The sequence below is a fragment of the Arthrobacter sp. Leaf234 genome (assembly GCF_001422665.1).
In the GTDB taxonomy this organism is placed as follows: domain Bacteria; phylum Actinomycetota; class Actinomycetes; order Actinomycetales; family Micrococcaceae; genus Arthrobacter_D.
Genome location: NZ_LMLU01000001.1, coordinates 1573696 through 1589366, shown reverse-complemented (window position 1 = coordinate 1589366; position 15671 = coordinate 1573696). Strand labels below are relative to the sequence as shown.

14 protein-coding genes are annotated in these 15671 nt (G+C 70.7%); 8 read left to right on the top strand and 6 right to left on the bottom strand.

Features of this window, described 5'->3' with window-relative positions:
* Positions 1–9: 9 nt before the first annotated feature.
* Positions 10–1149 (bottom strand): tRNA 2-thiouridine(34) synthase MnmA, encoded by a 1140-nt coding sequence (gene mnmA / locus ASF21_RS07420; protein WP_055768685.1) that lies wholly within the window; start codon positions 1147–1149, stop codon positions 10–12.
* Positions 1146–2372 (bottom strand): cysteine desulfurase family protein, encoded by a 1227-nt coding sequence (locus ASF21_RS07415; RefSeq protein WP_055768681.1) that lies wholly within the window; start codon positions 2370–2372, stop codon positions 1146–1148. The genes mnmA and ASF21_RS07415 overlap by 4 nt, the downstream gene beginning before the upstream one ends.
* A gap of 116 nt (positions 2373–2488) precedes the next feature.
* Between ASF21_RS07415 and folP the strand changes: the two genes are divergently transcribed.
* From folP to ASF21_RS07380, 7 genes are all read left to right on the top strand, one after another.
* Positions 2489–3433 carry a dihydropteroate synthase gene (gene folP / locus ASF21_RS07410; protein ID WP_235498680.1) on the top strand — a complete coding sequence of 315 codons (945 nt, stop codon included), beginning with the start codon at positions 2489–2491 and terminating at the stop codon, positions 3431–3433.
* Entirely contained in the window at positions 3430–4215 is a 786-nt protein-coding gene (locus ASF21_RS07405; protein WP_055768678.1) for a pyrimidine reductase family protein, read from the top strand. Before folP ends, ASF21_RS07405 begins: the two co-directional genes overlap by 4 nt.
* Positions 4216–4444: 229 nt before the next feature.
* Positions 4445–5404: a J domain-containing protein gene (locus ASF21_RS07400; RefSeq protein WP_055768676.1), complete on the top strand. Its 960-nt coding sequence runs from the start codon at positions 4445–4447 to the stop codon at positions 5402–5404.
* Between the two features lie 9 nt (positions 5405–5413).
* Positions 5414–5881: a tRNA (cytidine(34)-2'-O)-methyltransferase gene (locus ASF21_RS07395; RefSeq protein WP_055768674.1), complete on the top strand. Its 468-nt coding sequence runs from the start codon at positions 5414–5416 to the stop codon at positions 5879–5881.
* Between the two features lie 19 nt (positions 5882–5900).
* Positions 5901–6743: a class I SAM-dependent methyltransferase gene (locus ASF21_RS07390; protein WP_055768672.1), complete on the top strand. Its 843-nt coding sequence runs from the start codon at positions 5901–5903 to the stop codon at positions 6741–6743.
* Positions 6744–6921: 178 nt separating this feature from the next.
* A complete protein-coding gene (gene sigK / locus ASF21_RS07385) occupies positions 6922–7539 on the top strand; it encodes an ECF RNA polymerase sigma factor SigK (protein WP_082471304.1) in 618 nt (205 codons plus the stop codon).
* A 16-nt stretch (positions 7540–7555) separates the two neighbouring features.
* Positions 7556–8407, top strand: a complete 852-nt coding sequence (locus ASF21_RS07380; protein WP_162237518.1) for an anti-sigma factor — start codon at positions 7556–7558, stop codon at positions 8405–8407.
* 181 nt (positions 8408–8588) lie between these two features.
* Here the strand turns inward: ASF21_RS07380 and ASF21_RS07375 are convergent, their stop codons facing one another.
* From ASF21_RS07375 to ASF21_RS07360, 4 genes are all read right to left on the bottom strand, one after another.
* Complete coding sequence (locus tag ASF21_RS07375) at positions 8589–9341, bottom strand: PIG-L deacetylase family protein (RefSeq protein ID WP_055768668.1); 753 nt, start codon at positions 9339–9341, stop codon at positions 8589–8591.
* A 3-nt stretch (positions 9342–9344) separates the two neighbouring features.
* A complete protein-coding gene (locus tag ASF21_RS07370) occupies positions 9345–10292 on the bottom strand; it encodes an electron transfer flavoprotein subunit alpha/FixB family protein (protein WP_055768666.1) in 948 nt (315 codons plus the stop codon).
* A gap of 33 nt (positions 10293–10325) precedes the next feature.
* Positions 10326–11153: an electron transfer flavoprotein subunit beta/FixA family protein gene (locus tag ASF21_RS07365; RefSeq protein WP_200914781.1), complete on the bottom strand. Its 828-nt coding sequence runs from the start codon at positions 11151–11153 to the stop codon at positions 10326–10328.
* Between the two features lie 260 nt (positions 11154–11413).
* Positions 11414–13030 (bottom strand): S1C family serine protease, encoded by a 1617-nt coding sequence (locus ASF21_RS07360; RefSeq protein ID WP_055768664.1) that lies wholly within the window; start codon positions 13028–13030, stop codon positions 11414–11416.
* Between the two features lie 505 nt (positions 13031–13535).
* Between ASF21_RS07360 and ASF21_RS07355 the strand changes: the two genes are divergently transcribed.
* Positions 13536–15641: a TPM domain-containing protein gene (locus ASF21_RS07355; RefSeq protein ID WP_321166888.1), complete on the top strand. Its 2106-nt coding sequence runs from the start codon at positions 13536–13538 to the stop codon at positions 15639–15641.
* The last annotated feature ends 30 nt before the right edge of the window (positions 15642–15671 follow it).

Sequence of the window (15671 nt, the reverse complement as noted above, 5' to 3'; positions counted from 1 at the left end):
GAACTGCGACTAGCCCTCGGCCGCCGCGAGGTCCGGTCGGAGCGCGGAGCGCGCGGCATCGATGGTCGCCTGCCCGAGGACACGCGTGCCCTGGTAGAGCACCACGGTCTGGCCCGGGGCGACGCCGCGCATGGGCTCGACCAGCCGGACCACGAGCGTCGGGGCACCCTCGCCTGCGTGGACGCGTGCCCGGGCGGCGACGGGATCGCCGTGGGCGCGCACCTGCGCCATGCAGTCGAACTCCTCGCCCGTGGCGACCTCGCCGATCGGGAGGCCGGCCCAGGACACCTTGATGCCGGTCATCTCGTCGATCGCGAGCAGGTGCTCGGGACCGACGACGACCTCGTTCTGCTTGGGCCGGATCTCGAGGACGAAGCGGGGCTTGCCGTCCGCGGCGGGCGTGCCGAGCTTGAGGCCGCGACGCTGACCGACCGTGAACGCATTGGCGCCGGGGTGGCTTCCGAGCCGCTGACCGTCGACGTCGAGGATGTCCCCTTCGGTCATCTCGATCCGCTCCTCGAGCCAGCCGCGCGTGTCGCCGTCCGGGATGAAGCAGATGTCGTGGCTGTCGGGCTTGTTCGCCACCGAAAGTCCCCTGCGCTCGGCCTCGGCGCGGACCTCGGCCTTGGACGGCGTCTCGGCGAGCGGGAACATCGAGTGCCGGAGCTGCTCGTGCGTCAGGACCCCGAGCACGTAGGACTGGTCCTTCGCCCAGTCGGCGGCTCGGTGCAGCTCCGGGTTGCCGTCGGCGTCCTCGACGACCCGGGCGTAGTGGCCGGTGCAGACGGCGTCGAACCCCAGGGCCAGGGCCTTCTCGAGGAGTGCGGCGAACTTGATGCGCTCGTTGCAGCGCATGCAGGGGTTCGGGGTGCGCCCGGCGGCGTACTCTGCCACGAAGTCGTCCACGACGTCCGCCTTGAACCGCTCGGAGAAGTCCCAGACGTAGTAGGGGATCCCGAGGATGTCGCAGGCGCGCCAGGCATCCCTCGAGTCCTCGATGGTGCAGCAGCCCCGGCTGCCGGTCCGGAGCGTCCCGGGCATCCGGGAGAGCGCGAGGTGGACGCCGACGACGTCGTGTCCCGCCTCGACCGCCCGTGCCGCCGCCACCGCGGAATCGACGCCGCCGCTCATCGCTGCCAGTACCCTCATGCCGAAAAACCCGTCCCTGCCGTCTGGATGGTCGATGCGTGTCCTGCCATGCCCGCCGTACGGGCACGCCCGTAGGCTTCGCCGATGGCCTCCACCACGGCGTCAACGTCGTCGTCCGTGGATGTATGCCCGAGGCTGAAACGCTGCGCGCCGCGGGCTTCGTCCTCGCTCAGGCCCATGGCGAGGAGGACGTGCGAGGGACGCGGGACGCCGGCGGTGCAGGCCGAGCCGGTCGATGACTCGATGCCCACCAGGTCGAGGAGGAACAGGAGCGAATCCCCTTCGCAGCCGGGGAAGGTGAAGTGGACGTTGCCGGGCAGGCGTGCGCCCTCGGGCGCGGGGTGCGGTATCCCGCGCAGGACGGCGTCGGGCACCTGGCGCGCGATGCCCTCGATCAGGCGGTCCCTGAGCCGCGCGAGCCGCAGCGCCTCGACGGGCAGATGCGCGACGGCGTCGTCCGCGGCGGCCGCGAAGGCCGCGATACCCGCACCGTCGAGCGTGCCCGACCGGATGTCCCGCTCCTGTCCGCCGCCGTGCTGCACGGGCGTCAGGGTGACGTCACGGCGGACGAGGAGCGCGCCGACCCCCACCGGTCCGCCGATCTTGTGTGCGCTGACGGCCATGGTGGCGAGTCCGGAGGCGGCGAAGGAGACGGGCAGGGAGCCGAAGGCCTGGACCGCGTCGCTGTGGACCGGGATGCCGTGCCGGGCGGCTTCGGCGACGACGGCCTCGACGGGCTGCACCGTCCCGACCTCGTTGTTGGCCCACATGACCGTGACGAGGGCAGTACGCTCCGGCGCGTCCGCGAGCGAGGCTCTGAGGGCGTCGAGCGAGACGACACCAGCGGCGTCGACGGGCAGCCACACGACCTCGGCCCCCTCGTGCCGCTCGAGCCACTCGACCGTGTCCTGCACGGCGTGGTGTTCCACGGCACTGCAGAGGATGCGGGTGCGCGCGGCATCGGCGGACCTCCGCGCCCAGTAGAGGCCCTTGATGGCGAGGTTGTCCGCCTCGGTGCCGCCCGAGGTGAAGACGACCTCCGAGGCGTGCGCCCCGGCAGCAGCAGCGAGCGTCTCGCGGGATTCCTCGACCGACCGGCGGGCGCGACGACCCGAGCCGTGCAGCGAGGAGGGGTTGCCGCTGCGGCTGAGTTCGAAGGTGAGTGCGGCGAGCGCCGGCGCCGAGATGGGCGTGGTCGCCGCGTGATCGACATACACGGGCATGCTCCGATTCTACGGGCGCCACGCCGCGCAGCCCATTCCGGTGGCGTCGGTCACCGCGGGCGGTACCACCCCGGACGTGCAGCGGGACGCGCAGGGTGCAGTGGTATGAATGCAGGGTGGACAGTCACGCAGCGGCTCCTTCCTCGCCCGGCACCTACCTGCCCGGCTTGCGGCACGCGGTGCACACCTTCGGCACGCGCACCGTCGACTTCGACCGCAAGGTCGCCCTGATGGCCGTCGTCAACCGGACCCCGGACTCCTTCTACGACGGCGGGGCGACCTTCGCGCTCCAGGCCGCGGTGGATGCCTCCCTGAAGGCCGTGGACGACGGCGCGGACTGGGTGGACATCGGCGGCGCGCCGTTCTCCCCCGGCGATCCCGTCCCCGCCGCCGAGGAAGCCGATCGGATCGTCCCGGTCATCAGTGCCGTGCGCGCGGTCTCGGACGTGATCATCTCCGCGGACACGTTCCTCCCCGAGGTGGCGCGCCAGGCGCTCGCGGCCGGCGCGAACGTCGTCAACGACACCACCGGCCTGCGGGACCCGGACATGGCCGCCGTCGTCGCCGACGCCGGCGCGCACCTCGTCATCACGCACAGCCTCGCGGCTCCCCGCACGGTCTACCCGCGCCCCACCTACGACGACGTCGTCCGCGAGGTCGCGGACTTCCTTCTCCGCAGGGTCGACGACGCCGTCCGGCTCGGCATCCGCGAGGACCGCATCCTCATCGACCCCGGACACGACCTCAACAAGAACACGGTGCACTCGCTGGAGATCACACGACGGTTCGCGGAGATCGCCGGCCTTGGCTTCCCGACGCTCGCCGCCGTCTCCAACAAGGACTTCATCGGCGAGACGCTCGACCGCCCGAAGCGCGAGCGGGTGGAGGGGTCGCTCGCGGCGGCCGTGATCTGCATCCTCGGCGGTGCCAGGGTGCTCCGCATGCACAACGTCGCGGCATCCCGCGCGGCGATCGATCTGACCGAGGCAGTCCTCGGCTGGCGCGAACCCCTGTACCTCCGCCACAACATGGGCGACTACAACGAACCGGCGGCCTCATGATCACGTCCCTCCTCCCCCCGACCGGCACCTCGACCGGCACCTCGACCGGCACCTCGACCGGCACCTCCGCCGGCATCGACGACGAGGCACTCCACCGCATCTACGCCTACCCCGCCGTGGACCGGCCCTACGTCCGCTTCAACTTCGTGGCGGCGGCCGACGGCGCGGCGACGAGCGGCGGCTTCTCCGCCGGCCTCGGCAATGACGGCGACCAGCGGATCTTCACGGTACTGCGCCGGCTCGCCGACGTCGTCCTCGTCGGCGCGGGCACCATCCGCGCCGAGGGCTACGAGGGGAAACTCGTCGACGACGACGCGCGCGCCTGGCGAGCACAGCGCGGGCTCGCCGCGCACCCGGCCATCGCGGTGATCTCCGGCAGCCTGGACCTCGACCCGGAGAGCGGCTTCTTCACGAAGGCGCCCGTGCGCCCGGTCATCCTCACGGCAGGCACCGCCGACGCCGGCAAGCGGGCCGCCCTGTCGGCCGTGGCTGACGTCGTCGACTGCGGTACCGGGACCGTCGAGACGTCCGCGGTCCTCGCCGAGCTCGGCCGGCGTGGACTGCTGAGGGTCCTGTGCGAGGGCGGACCCGCCGTGCTGGGAGATTTCATCCGCTCGCACACCGTGGACGAGCTGGCCCTGTCCATCAGTCCGCTCCTCGTCGGCGGCGAGGGGCCGCGCATCTCGACCGGCGACAGTCCGGAGGACGCCGTCCCGATGCATCTCGCCTCCCTCCTCACGGAGGAGTCCGCCCTCTACACGCTGTACCGGCGGGGCGCCTGACCGTCGGTGCGCTGCGTCCGCGGCCGGGTGGGTCCCGTCACTCCCGAGAACTTACCGACGGGCTGCGCCGTTGTACCAGGGTCGGTACGGGCAGCCGTTCCGCCCGGATTTTTGTGCGGCCACCGGCGGGCCTCTAGTCTCGGGTGGTACCGGACGGCTCAGCGGGGCGCCACCGGACCACCGCGGACACCTGAACGGTCGACGCGAACATCCCCTGGAAGGGCCATCGATGGCAGAGGCAGCACGGACGTCCTACTACGATGTCCTCGGCGTGCCTCCCGAAGCCGACGCGAAGGCCATCAAGGAGGCCTACCGCCGCGCGGCCCGGGCAGCCCATCCGGATCTCGGCGGGAGCGCGGCACGGTTCCACGACGTCACCGTGGCCTACGAGACACTCGGAGATCCGCTCCGACGCGAACGGTACGACGCCGAGACGGGTCGACGCCGGCCCGCAGCCCCGCCCGCCCCCGGAGCCGCAGCCGGCCGCCCGGACGCAGCCCGGTCGCCGCAGCCCGGCCGCACGCGGCTCGAGGACGAAGAAGCAGCCAGAGCTCCGGCCACGTACCTGCCGCCCTTCTCGCCGTCGTCCCCACCTGCCGTACCGCTCATCCTTGCAGGGAAGCAGCTGCACGGTGCGCCCCGGCAACCGGGCATGTTCGGCAGGCTCAACGCGGGGGTCCGGGCGCGCATCGACGGGGAACTGCGGACGGCCGCCCTGCTCGAGCGCGCACTGCTGCCCACCTACCCGGCGGCGCGGCTCGTCAACGGGCTCGAGTTCGACGACCGGGACGACACCGAGGCCGGGCATGTGCTGCTGGCCGGCTACCGCATGGCGGTCATCGACTCCTTCACCGCTCCCCCGGGCACGTTCTCCTGGGACGGACGTGTCCTCCGGCAGCAGGGCCGCCCGGTCGACTACCGCATGGGTGCGAGTGTGCGGACCGTGCAGGAGTTGTTCCCCGAGTGCAATGTGACCGGGTGGGTACTCATCCACGGCGCTCCCGACAACCCCTTCGCCCCGGTGATCGACGTCCCCCCGGGATTCGACCGGTCGGCGCCAGGCCTCGTCCAGGTGGTCAACGCCGGCACCGCGGTCCGGACCATCCGTTCCTTCCTCGCCTCCGGGCCGTCACCGAGCGTGGTGCAGCTGCCGGTCCTCGCGCGTCTGCTCGCCGGCGCGGAAAGTTAGGATGGGATCGTGTTCCGCATCCTCTTCCACACTCCTGAAATCCCCGGCAACACGGGAGCCGCCATTCGACTCGCCGCCGTTGCCGGCGCGGAGCTGCACCTCGTCGAACCCCTGGGCTTCAGCCTCGAGGACTCCAAACTGAAGCGCGCCGGCCTGGACTACCACGACCTCACGGTGCTGCACGTGCACCGTGACCTCGAGGCGGCATGGACCGCGCTGCAGCCCCGACGGGTCTTCGCGTACACCTCCGACGGCGACGTCTCCTACACGGACATCGCCTACGAGCCCTCGGACGTCCTCATGTTCGGACGGGAGTCCGACGGACTCCCGTCCGAGGTCAAGGAGGACGCTCGCGTCACCGCCCGCGTCCGGGTCCCCATGCTCCCCTCGCGCCGATCGCTCAACCTCGCCAACACCGCATCCATCGTGCTCTACGAAGCCTGGCGCCAGCAGGACTTCGCAGGTGCCCAGCGATGAACCCCGCCTAGGAGCCCCCATGCCCGTTCGCCATGCCGCAACCCTGCCCGACGGCGGCGCGGAGGACTTCGACCGCCTCGCGCCCGCCGTGTGGAACCCGGTGAGCAATGCCGTCGTCGCCGCGGCCGACATCCTCGTGGGCGAGCGGGTCCTCGATCTGTTCGCCGGTACGGGCAGCGGAACGGTGCCCGCCGCACAGCTGGCGGGTCCCGCCGGCCGGGTGGACGCGATCGACCGCTCCGCGGCCATGCTCGACCTCGCGACGGCGAAGACCGAGGCGCTCGGACTCGGCAACGTCTCGTTCCACCGCGTCGAGCCTGCCGACTGGGTCCCGGAAGAGCAGTACGACGCCGTCATCAGCTGCTACGGGATCTTCCTCCTCGACGACATGGACGCCGGCATGGACCGGATCGTGCAGCTGCTGCGTCCCGGCGGCCGGGTGGCCATGAGCGCCTGGGACGAAGGCGCCCTCGAGCCCTTCGGCGAGCTGCTGCTGGAGGTCCTGCGTGGTGTCGACACGGAACGCCGAGGACCCGAGGGGACGGATGGGGAGGACTCCGACCCTCGCGCTGCCCCCGTCTTCGTCGAGAACTGCCGGCGCCTCGCCTCCGCGGATCTCCTGCGGGCGTGGCTGGCCGCGCGCGGCCTCACCGACATCACGGTCGAGAAGCTGGGCCTGGCCGTCCCCCTCGAAGCCGACTACGCCTGGTCGCTGGCCCTCGGCAGCGGCTACCGCGGACTTCTCCCGGATGATGCCGAGGCCCTCGCCCGGGTCCGCGACACCTTCATGGACCGGCTCGGTGACGACTTCGTCCTGAACGCCGACTCACTCATCGCCGTCGCCTCCCGGCCCGAGCAGTAGCTGCACCACCGAGCCATCCGGCGCTGCACCTGCTGCGAATGATGGGTGACGGGGCAGAGCCCCGAACCGATCGGAGGAATGGATGGTGCTATTGCAGCAGGGACGCGTTCGTCCCCCGCAGCACGACCCTCCCGATGCTGTTCGGTTTGAGGGATCCGGCGCTTTATGCTGGAGCCCTATGGAAACGCCACGAGTAAGCCGGGTCAGTCCCATCTCACCCGCAGCGGACGAGGTGGCCGTTGATCCCAGCGCCGGTCCCACCCTCACCGATCTGCTGTTGCGGACCGCGCAGCAGGACCGCACGGCCTTCGCCCTGTTCTACGAGCAGACGTCGAAGCGGGTCTACGGACTCGCCCGGCGGGTCCTCATCGATCCGGAGCTGAGCGAGGACGCGACCCAGGAGGTCTACCTCCAGGTCTGGAACACCGCGAATCGCTTCAACCCGGCGCTCGGCAGTCCGATGGCCTGGCTGATGACGCTGGCCCATCGGCGGGCCGTGGACAAGGTGCGCTCGGAGCAGAGTGCCACGGACCGCGAGGCCCGCTACGGGGCGGCGACGCAGACCATCGATCATGACGACGTCGTTGACACCGTCACGCAGCGCCTCGAGGCCGAGAGCGTGGTGAGGTGTCTGGACACGCTCACCGCGACGCAGCAGGAATCAGTGAAGATGGCCTACTACGGTGGGCTCACCTATCGCGAGGTGGCCGAGAAACTCGGCGTCGCGGTGCCGACCATCAAATCAAGAATCCGGGATGGATTACTCCGACTCAAGACATGCTTGGGGGTGAACTGAGATGCAGGACAAGGATATGAACAGACAATTTGCAGATGACCTCGACACCGACCTGGCCCGTGGCCACGTGCTCGAGTGGGCGGAACTCTACGCGCTCGATGCCATCAGCGCCGAGGAACGCCGGGTCATCGAAGCGTTCCTGGCGGACGTCGATCCGGCCGTAGCCGCTACCTTCGCAGACCGTGTCCGCACGTGCCGCGAGACGGTCGCCTCCGCCTACGCCACGGATCAGATCGACCCTCCCGCAGACCTCTTCGAGCGGATCGTGGCGCAGCTCCCCGGCGCCCGCACCGACGGCTCCGACGCCCCGACCACCGCCACGGCCAGCGGCGGGCCCTCCCGGTCCACCGCACCCCAGGGCTCCGACATTACCGGCGTCCCCGACGAACTGGCCGGCCGCAGGGCTGCCAAGGCGTTGATGTCCTCCCGGGCAGCCCGCTGGGCCGTCGCCGCCGCAGCAGCGGTGGTCCTGGCCGTGGGTGGCGTGACCATCGCCCAGAACCTGCAGCAGACGAGCCTCGAGCAGCAGGTACTGCAGGCCTCCGACGTCCGCACGGAGGAGCTCACGCTCCAGTCCGGAGGCACTGCCGAACTCGCAGTCTCCGGCGAGCAGGACGCCGCCGTCGTCACGCTGACCGGGGTCCCCGCTCCTGCCGACGGCTTCGTCTACCAGATGTGGCGTGTCCCCGCCGATGGCACGGCCCCGGTCTCGGTCAGCACCATGACCGGGGAGGATGTCGCGGGAGGCAAGGTGACCGAGGTGTCCGACATCAGCGGCTTCAGTGCCCTGGCCATCACGGTCGAGCCGGAGGGCGGCTCGGAGGTACCGACGCTCCCCATCGTCGCCCAGATCCCGCTCGGAGCGTGACCACGGCCGCTGACAGCACGCCGAACAATTGACAGAGCCCCGCCGGATCACCGGCGGGGCTCTTTTCATCCTGCGCAGAGTCTCTCCACCCTGCCTGCAGGGGGCAGCCAGCCCGCTCGTGACGAAGGAGAACCGGATCGCTCGGGAGGAACGACCGGTGGTGAGTTCCTGACCGAACGGACTAGAAGCCGGCGATGGTCTCATCGGTGTTGACGCCGACCACGTGGAAGGCCTCGGCACTGCTGCCCTCGGGCAGGCCGCCCCGCCGCGCATTGTCCTGGAGGAAGGCACGGACCCGGGTCTGCATCCGGTCCACGTCCGGGTGCTGGCTCCGGTGCGCGGTGATCGCCGCGACCTTCTGGTCCTCCCTGCCCGTGACGTCGACGAAGCGGTTCTCGTGGTGGGTCGGCGACCCGTAGAACCACAGCCAGGGCACGCGGTAGCTGTGCAGCCCGGCGGCCTCCAGTTCCGGGTAGGCGAAGGGATTCTCGACGGCCGGGTAGACGGCCCGCGTCACCGCCTCGCCGCATGCCAGATGGTCGGGGTGGCTCTTCTGGATCCTGTCCCAGCTCCGCTCCGGGTGCATGGAGAGCACCACGTCCGGGCGGACCTCGCGCATGCGCCGGACGATCTCCCGGATGACGGCATCCGTGGGTTCGAGGTAGCCGTCCGGCTCGCCGAGGAAGGTCACCTCCTGCACGCCCACGAGTGCCGCCGCGGCACGCTGCTCCTCCCGCCGGAGTGCGGCGATGCCCGGGCGGTCCTCGTCGCTGAACCCGCCGGCGTCACCGTCCGTCAGGACGCAGTACTCGACCGATGCGCCACCGGCCGTCCACGACGCGATCGTCGCCGAGGCGCCGAAGTCGATGTCGTCGGGATGGGCGGCGAACACCAGGACCCGGCGAGGCGCGGCGGGCTGCACGTCCTCGGTCATGCCCTACAGCCCGCGCTTCCGGATTTCCTCGGTGGCCTGGGGCAGGACGGTGAAGAGGTCGCCCACGATCCCGAAGTCCGCGATCTCGAACACGGGAGAATCCGCATCCTTGTTGATCGCGACGATGACCTTCGAGGTCTGCATCCCGGCCTTCTGCTGGATCGCCCCGGAGATGCCGGCGGAGATGTAGAGCTGCGGGGACACGGTCTTGCCCGTCTGCCCGATCTGTGCAGAGTGCTCGATCCACCCGGCATCGGTCGCTGCGCGCGACGCACCGACCGCACCGCCGAGGGCGTCGGCGAGGTCCTCCAGCGGACCGAAGTTCCCGTCCACCCCCCGCCCGCCGGCGACGATCACACGGGCTTCCGCGAGTTCGGGACGCCCGCTCACCGGCTTGTCCGTCCGCCCGGTGATCCTGGCGACCGCCTCGGGGACCTCGACGGGGATCCGCACCTCGCGGGGCGGGGACGGGAGCCCGGCCTCGGTCGCCTCGACGCTGTTGGGCTTGATGGTGAGCACGGCGATCCCGGTGGTCACCCGGCAGTCGACGGAATAGGACCCGGCGAAATCGACCTTGGTCGCCGTCAGGTCCCCTGCGAGGGCGACGACGTCCGTGATGACGCCGGACTCGAGCCGGACGCCCACCCGCGCGGCGATCTCCTTCATCTCGTAGGAGTTCCCGAGCAGCAGGATCTCCGCGCCCGAGGCGCGGACCGCCTCCGTGAGGAAGACGGCCTTGCCCGCGACGAGGACGTCGGACGCCTCGGCGGAGTCCGGGCGGTAGACCTCCCCGACCCCGTAGGAGCCGATGCCGTCGAGATAGGCCTGCTCGGCCTCCCCCGCGAGGGCGACGACGGCGTCGCCCAGCGTGGCACCGAGGGAGAGGAGCTCGCGCTCGCTCTTGGCGAGGCTCGCTCCGGCGTGGTCGAGGAAGACGAGGACTGTGGTCATGGGCGGACTCCGGGAAGGAAGGCGAGCATCGGACTAGAGGAGCTTCTGGCCGGCGAGGAAATCGACGAGCCGGATGCCGGCGTCGCCCTCGTCCGTGATCAGGACACCCTGGGTGCGCGGCGGCCGCGGCGCGGCGGCCTCGACCCTGGTCCACGATCCCTCGAGCCCGACCTCGTCCGGCTCGAGGCCGATATCGGTCAGGGACAGGACCTGGATCTGCTTCTTCTTGGCCGCCATGATGCCCTTGAAGTTGGGGTAGCGGGGATCGTTGATCTGATCCGTCACCGAGACCAGGGCGGGAAGCGGGGCCTCGATCGTCTCTGCGAAGGTGTCGTTGTCGCGACGTGCCGCCAGCTTCCAGCCGTCTTCGCCGGGAGTGAGGTCGAGTGAGGCGGCGAAGGTGACCTGGGGCAGGGCGAGGCGCTCCGCGAGCTGCGCCGGCACGAGGGAGGTCTCCCCGTCCGTGGAGGCCATGCCGGTGAGGATCAGGTCGAAGGGGCCGACGTGTCGCAGGAGGGCTGCGAGGGCCTTCGAGGTGGCGGAGGCATCGGAGCCGCCGAGGGCTTCGTCGGTCAGGTGCACGCCGTCGTCGGCGCCGATCTGGAGGGACTTCTTGACAGCGGCGACGGCGCCTGCCGGCCCCATCGTGATCGCGGTGACGCGATGGCCGGATGCTGGTCCCCCGTGCGTCTCGACCAGCTCGAGCGCCGCCTCGAGGGCGTACTCGTCGAGCTCCGACAGGATGCTCTCCGAACGGACCGTCGTCAGGTCGTCACCGCTGATGTGCCGGTCGAACTGGGCGTCGGGAACATGCTTCACGAGGACCGCGATGTGCAGTCCGTTTGCTGGGGCCTCGTCCATTGATGACCTTCCTCGTTCGGGGATCTTCCCACCGCCTAGCTAACCACAGCGCGGTGACGCCTGCGCCCGGGCGCGGGCCGGATCCGCCGTCGGCACTGCGCCCGCACCGGTCCGACGAACAGAAGGCGGACCCTGATCCGGGTCCGCCTTCTGTTCTCGGTGCTCCTGGGGTGCTGCAGGAAGCCGTCAGCGGCGTGCAGCGGGACCACCGACCGGTTCGGACGACGGTCGGGCGTCGGCCGAACCGCCCCGGAGTCGGGTCAGGGCGTGGGAGCCTGCGCGAGCGTGACCTCGATGGTGCGGCTCTCACCCCCGCGGATGATCTCGACCGGTACCTGCTGGCCGACGGTCTGGATCCGGACGGCCGCGGTGAGCGACTGGGGATCGGAGATCGTGAAGGTGCCGACCTTCGTGATGACGTCGCCGACCTCGAGGGAGGCACCCTCCGCCGGGGATCCCGGCTCGACCGACTCGACGAGCGCGCCCGACGAGAAGGACGAGTCCGACTGCGAGCCGTCGCCGGCCGCAGCCGTGACACTGACACCGAGGAACCCGTGGGTGGCTTCGCCGTCGGCGATGATCTCCTGGGCGATCCGGTCCGCGTAGTTGATCGGGATGGAGAAGCCGACGCCGATGTTGCCGGTCGACTCGCCGGATCCCGCCGAGGCGATCGCCACATTCACCCCGATGATCCGGCCGTCGGCGTCGACCAGCGCGCCGCCCGAGTTGCCCTGGTTGATGGCGGCGTCCGTCTGGATGACGTTCAGGTAGATGGAACCCTGGGACTGGGCCTGCTGACCACCGGACCCGCCCGGCGGCAGGAAGTTGAAGCCCTCACCGTCCTCGGAGCCGCTGCTGTCGGGCTGCTCCTCAGGAACCGCGGAGGACGCCACGCTGATGGTCCGGTTGAGCGTCGAGACGATCCCGTCGGTGACGGTCCCACTGAGTCCGAGCGGAGCACCGATGGCGATCGCTGTGTCACCGACGTTCAGTTCGTCGGAGTTGCCGAGGGTCGCTGCCTTCAGGTCGGGGGCGTCGACCTTGATGACGGCGAGGTCGCTGAGCGGATCGGTGCCGACCACCGTGGCGGGGAAGACACGTCCGTCGTTCAGCTTGACCTCCACCGAGGGATCGGACACCTGCCCGCCGAGAGTCACGACGTGCGTGTTGGTGAGGATGTGCCCGTCGGTGTCGAGGATGATGCCCGATCCGGATCCGCTGGCGCTCCCTCCGCTCACCGCGATCGTGACGACACTCGGAGACGCGGTGACGGCCGCGCCCGTGATGGTGTTCACGTCATCCGTGTTGTTGACGACGACCGACTCGGGCGCCGACTGGTTCGTTGCCGCCGTCGTGCCTCCGTCCAGCGCATTCACGCCCGCGGTGGCCACCCCACCGCCGATGAGCCCCGCGACGAGGACGCCCGCGGCGAACGTGGCGAGGCCGACGCGCTTGCGCTCCTTGACGGTGCCCCGCCCGTTCGAGGGCTGACCGGCCCGGCCGTACCCGCTCTGCTCGCCGTAGAAGGGCTGGTGGCCCGCGTAGGCCGGGTGGGGCGCGGCCTGAGCCTGCTGGAAGGCCTGCTGCCGCGGATCGGCTGCCTGCGGGGGAAGCGGTGCCGCCGGGTGCTGGGCCGTGCGCGGGTTCGATGCCTGATGCGTGGCCGTCTCAGGGTAGGCCTCGTCGGTGTGCCCTGCTCCTTGCGCCGGCGGGTTCTGCGGCTCGGGCCGAGCGTCCGGCGCGGCCCCGCCTCCGTCTGCGCCCTGATGGTTCGAACTCTCCCCCCGGTTCCAGCCCGTCCCCCACGACGGCGGGGTCTGCGGCTGAGGAGGGAGGGGGCGTTCCGGGTTGCCCTGGGAGCCTGGCTGCTCGTTCACTGGGAGTCCTTTCGTTGCTGTTGACCACATCATGGCAACAGCTGCTGAGCGTCACGCTGACATTCACTGTGGGGTGTCTGGGAGGTGGCTGGAACCTCTCGCCTGCCCGGATACCTGAACCGGCACGTCCGCACCCAGTATCCTCCGCTTTCGGTGGCGCGATCTTCGGACGGTCCACGGTGGGGCCGTCGTGCGTACCGGGCGGACGTGGACGACGAGGGGATGCACAGCGGGGAGACGGTGTCGGCAGGAGGGCGATCCGGTTGCTCCCCGGCCGGCACCCGCCCGGTCTGTGCTTCGCGGCAGGCCGCCGCGCTTTCGCTAGGGGCGCAGGAGTCATGGTGGACGCTCCCCTACCCCAACCATAGAATCGGAAGGACAGGGAGCCTCCGGCATCCGCCGACCCCAGTCCTGGGATCGGGTGCGGCCCGGGGGACGTGCTGAAGGGTCGAAAATGCGAATGTCGAGCAGGCGCATCTGCGTCTCTGCTGTCGTGGGAGCCGTCGTGGCCGTCCCACTGTTCACGAGCGCGGCGGCTTTCGCCGACGAGCCGCTCACCTTCTCCGCGGGCGACTACGTCGTCGACGCCGCGGGTGCCCTCTCGGACAGCGAAGAGGCCGACCTGGAGGCCGCGATCGAGGAGCTCCGCTCGCAGGAGGGCTTCACGGTGCGGGTCGCCTATGTCGACACCTTCGAGAATCCGTCGGATCCTCGTGACTGGGCGAGGGCAGTTGCCGAACGGAATGCTGATTCGGCGGATGAAGCTGTGCTGGCGGTAGCCGTGGGCGCGAGGGACGCCGGATTCGTCGCAGGGCAGCGGTCTGCCGTCTACACATCGACAACGGACATCTACGACAACGAGATTGTCCCCGAACTGAGCGAGAACGCCTGGAGCGAAGCCGGCCTCGCTGCAGTCCAGGGCACAGCGGAGGCCCTGTCGGGATCGGGCGGCACCGGGGGTGGCACCACCGATGGAGGCACCGGCGGTTCGTCATCGGGCACCGGCACCGCCTCCGGTGGCGGAGCCGTCGGCGGCCTCGTCCTCGTGGGCGGGCTCGTCGCCGTCGCCGGCGCGGGCAGCTACCTGCTGCTGAAGAACCGCAGCGGGAACAGCGCGCAGCGCAAGCGCGAGGAGTACGGCTACGGGCCGGTCCCGTCGGCGAGCGGTGAGGTCGTCGATCCCCTGGCCGGACTGAGCGTCGAGGACCTGCGGACCCGCGCGGGCAGCCTGCTCGTCGCGGCGGACGACGCCATCAAGTCGAGCGAGCAGGAGCTCGGTTTCGCGGAGGCCCAATACGGCGCCGAGGCGATCACCACCTTCTCGCAGGACATCGCGGCCGCGAAGCGCCACATGAGCGAATCCTTCAAGCTCCAGCAGCAGCTGGACGACCACATCCCCGACACCGAGCAGCAGCAGCGCGAGTGGCTCGGCGAGATCATCCGCCGCTGTGAGGACGTCAACTCCTCCCTGCAGGCGCACAAGGCCGATTTCGACGCCCTGCGCGAGCTCGAACGGAACGCGCCCGAGGCCCTGGCCGGCGCGGAATCCGCCGCAGAGCAGGCCCGCCGTCGCTTCAGCGCCGCGGAACAGAGTCTCAGGTCGCTGCAGGAGCGTTATCTTGACACCGCCACGAGCCAGGTGGCGGACAACATCGAGCAGGCCCGGGAGCGCCTCTCCTTCGTGGACAGCGCGGCGACCGAGGCGCAGTCGCGCATGGCGGCGGGTGACACCGGCCGCGCCGTCGTCGCCGTCCGTGCCGCCGAGGAGGCCGTCCACCAGAGCACCGTCCTGCTCGACGCGATCGACAAGCGGTCCGAAGAACTGGCCGCAGCCGAGCGCGAGCTCGAACGTGCCCTCCCCGAGACGGAGCAGGACCTCGCACAAGCCCAGGCCATGGACCGGACGGGGCAGTACCGGGACCTCGCCGGGCCGATCGCCGCCGTGCAGTCCGCCGTCACCACCGTGCGGCAGGAGCGCCAGAGCGCGCGGAGCAATCCCCTGGCCCTGCTGCAGCGGCTCGAGGCGGCGCACGCGCAGCTCGACGCCGCTCTCGGTGGCGTCCGTGACCAGGCGGAGAACGCCCGGCGTGCGCAGGACTCGCTCCAGCACGCGATCATCGCTGCGCAGTCCAGCATCTCCGGTACCGCCGATTACATCCGGGCCCGACGCGGCGGCGTCGGCAGCGAGGCACGAACGCGCCTGGCCGAGGCGGAGCGGAACCTCGACCACGCCCTCGATCTGGAGCGGTCCGATCCCGTGACGGCCCTGTCCCACGCCCAGCAGGCCGCCACCCTCGCCGACCATGCGGCCCAGCTCGCCGAGCAGGACGTGGAGGGCTTCGGGCGCGGCGGCATGGGCATGGGTGGTATGCACGGCGGCCGTGGCGGGGACGGCATGGGCGGCGCGCTGCTCGGCGGCATCCTCCTCGGTTCCCTCCTCAACGGAGGGGGCTTCGGTGGAGGAGGATTCGGGGGCGGCGGCTTCGGCGGAGGCGACGGCGGTGGCGGCTTCGACGGCGGCGGCGGCAGCTTCGGTGGAGGAGGTTTCGGCGGATTCGACGGCGGAGGCGGCGGTTTCGGCGACTTCGGCGGTGGAGGAGGGGACTTCTAGCCGCTCCCCCGCCTGCAGGGCATAGACCAT

Coding starts and splice junctions, on each gene's coding strand:
- ASF21_RS07400 (WP_055768676.1), top strand. CDS start 4,445: ATGGCAGAGGCAGCACGGACGTCCTACTACGATGTCCTCGGCGTGCCT.
- ASF21_RS07375 (WP_055768668.1), bottom strand. CDS start 9,341: ATGACCGAGGACGTGCAGCCCGCCGCGCCTCGCCGGGTCCTGGTGTTC.
- ASF21_RS07370 (WP_055768666.1), bottom strand. CDS start 10,292: ATGACCACAGTCCTCGTCTTCCTCGACCACGCCGGAGCGAGCCTCGCC.
- ASF21_RS07405 (WP_055768678.1), top strand. CDS start 3,430: ATGATCACGTCCCTCCTCCCCCCGACCGGCACCTCGACCGGCACCTCG.
- sigK (WP_082471304.1), top strand. CDS start 6,922: ATGGAAACGCCACGAGTAAGCCGGGTCAGTCCCATCTCACCCGCAGCG.
- ASF21_RS07415 (WP_055768681.1), bottom strand. CDS start 2,372: ATGCCCGTGTATGTCGATCACGCGGCGACCACGCCCATCTCGGCGCCG.
- ASF21_RS07365 (WP_200914781.1), bottom strand. CDS start 11,153: ATGGACGAGGCCCCAGCAAACGGACTGCACATCGCGGTCCTCGTGAAG.
- ASF21_RS07390 (WP_055768672.1), top strand. CDS start 5,901: ATGCCCGTTCGCCATGCCGCAACCCTGCCCGACGGCGGCGCGGAGGAC.
- ASF21_RS07380 (WP_162237518.1), top strand. CDS start 7,556: ATGAACAGACAATTTGCAGATGACCTCGACACCGACCTGGCCCGTGGC.
- mnmA (WP_055768685.1), bottom strand. CDS start 1,149: ATGAGGGTACTGGCAGCGATGAGCGGCGGCGTCGATTCCGCGGTGGCG.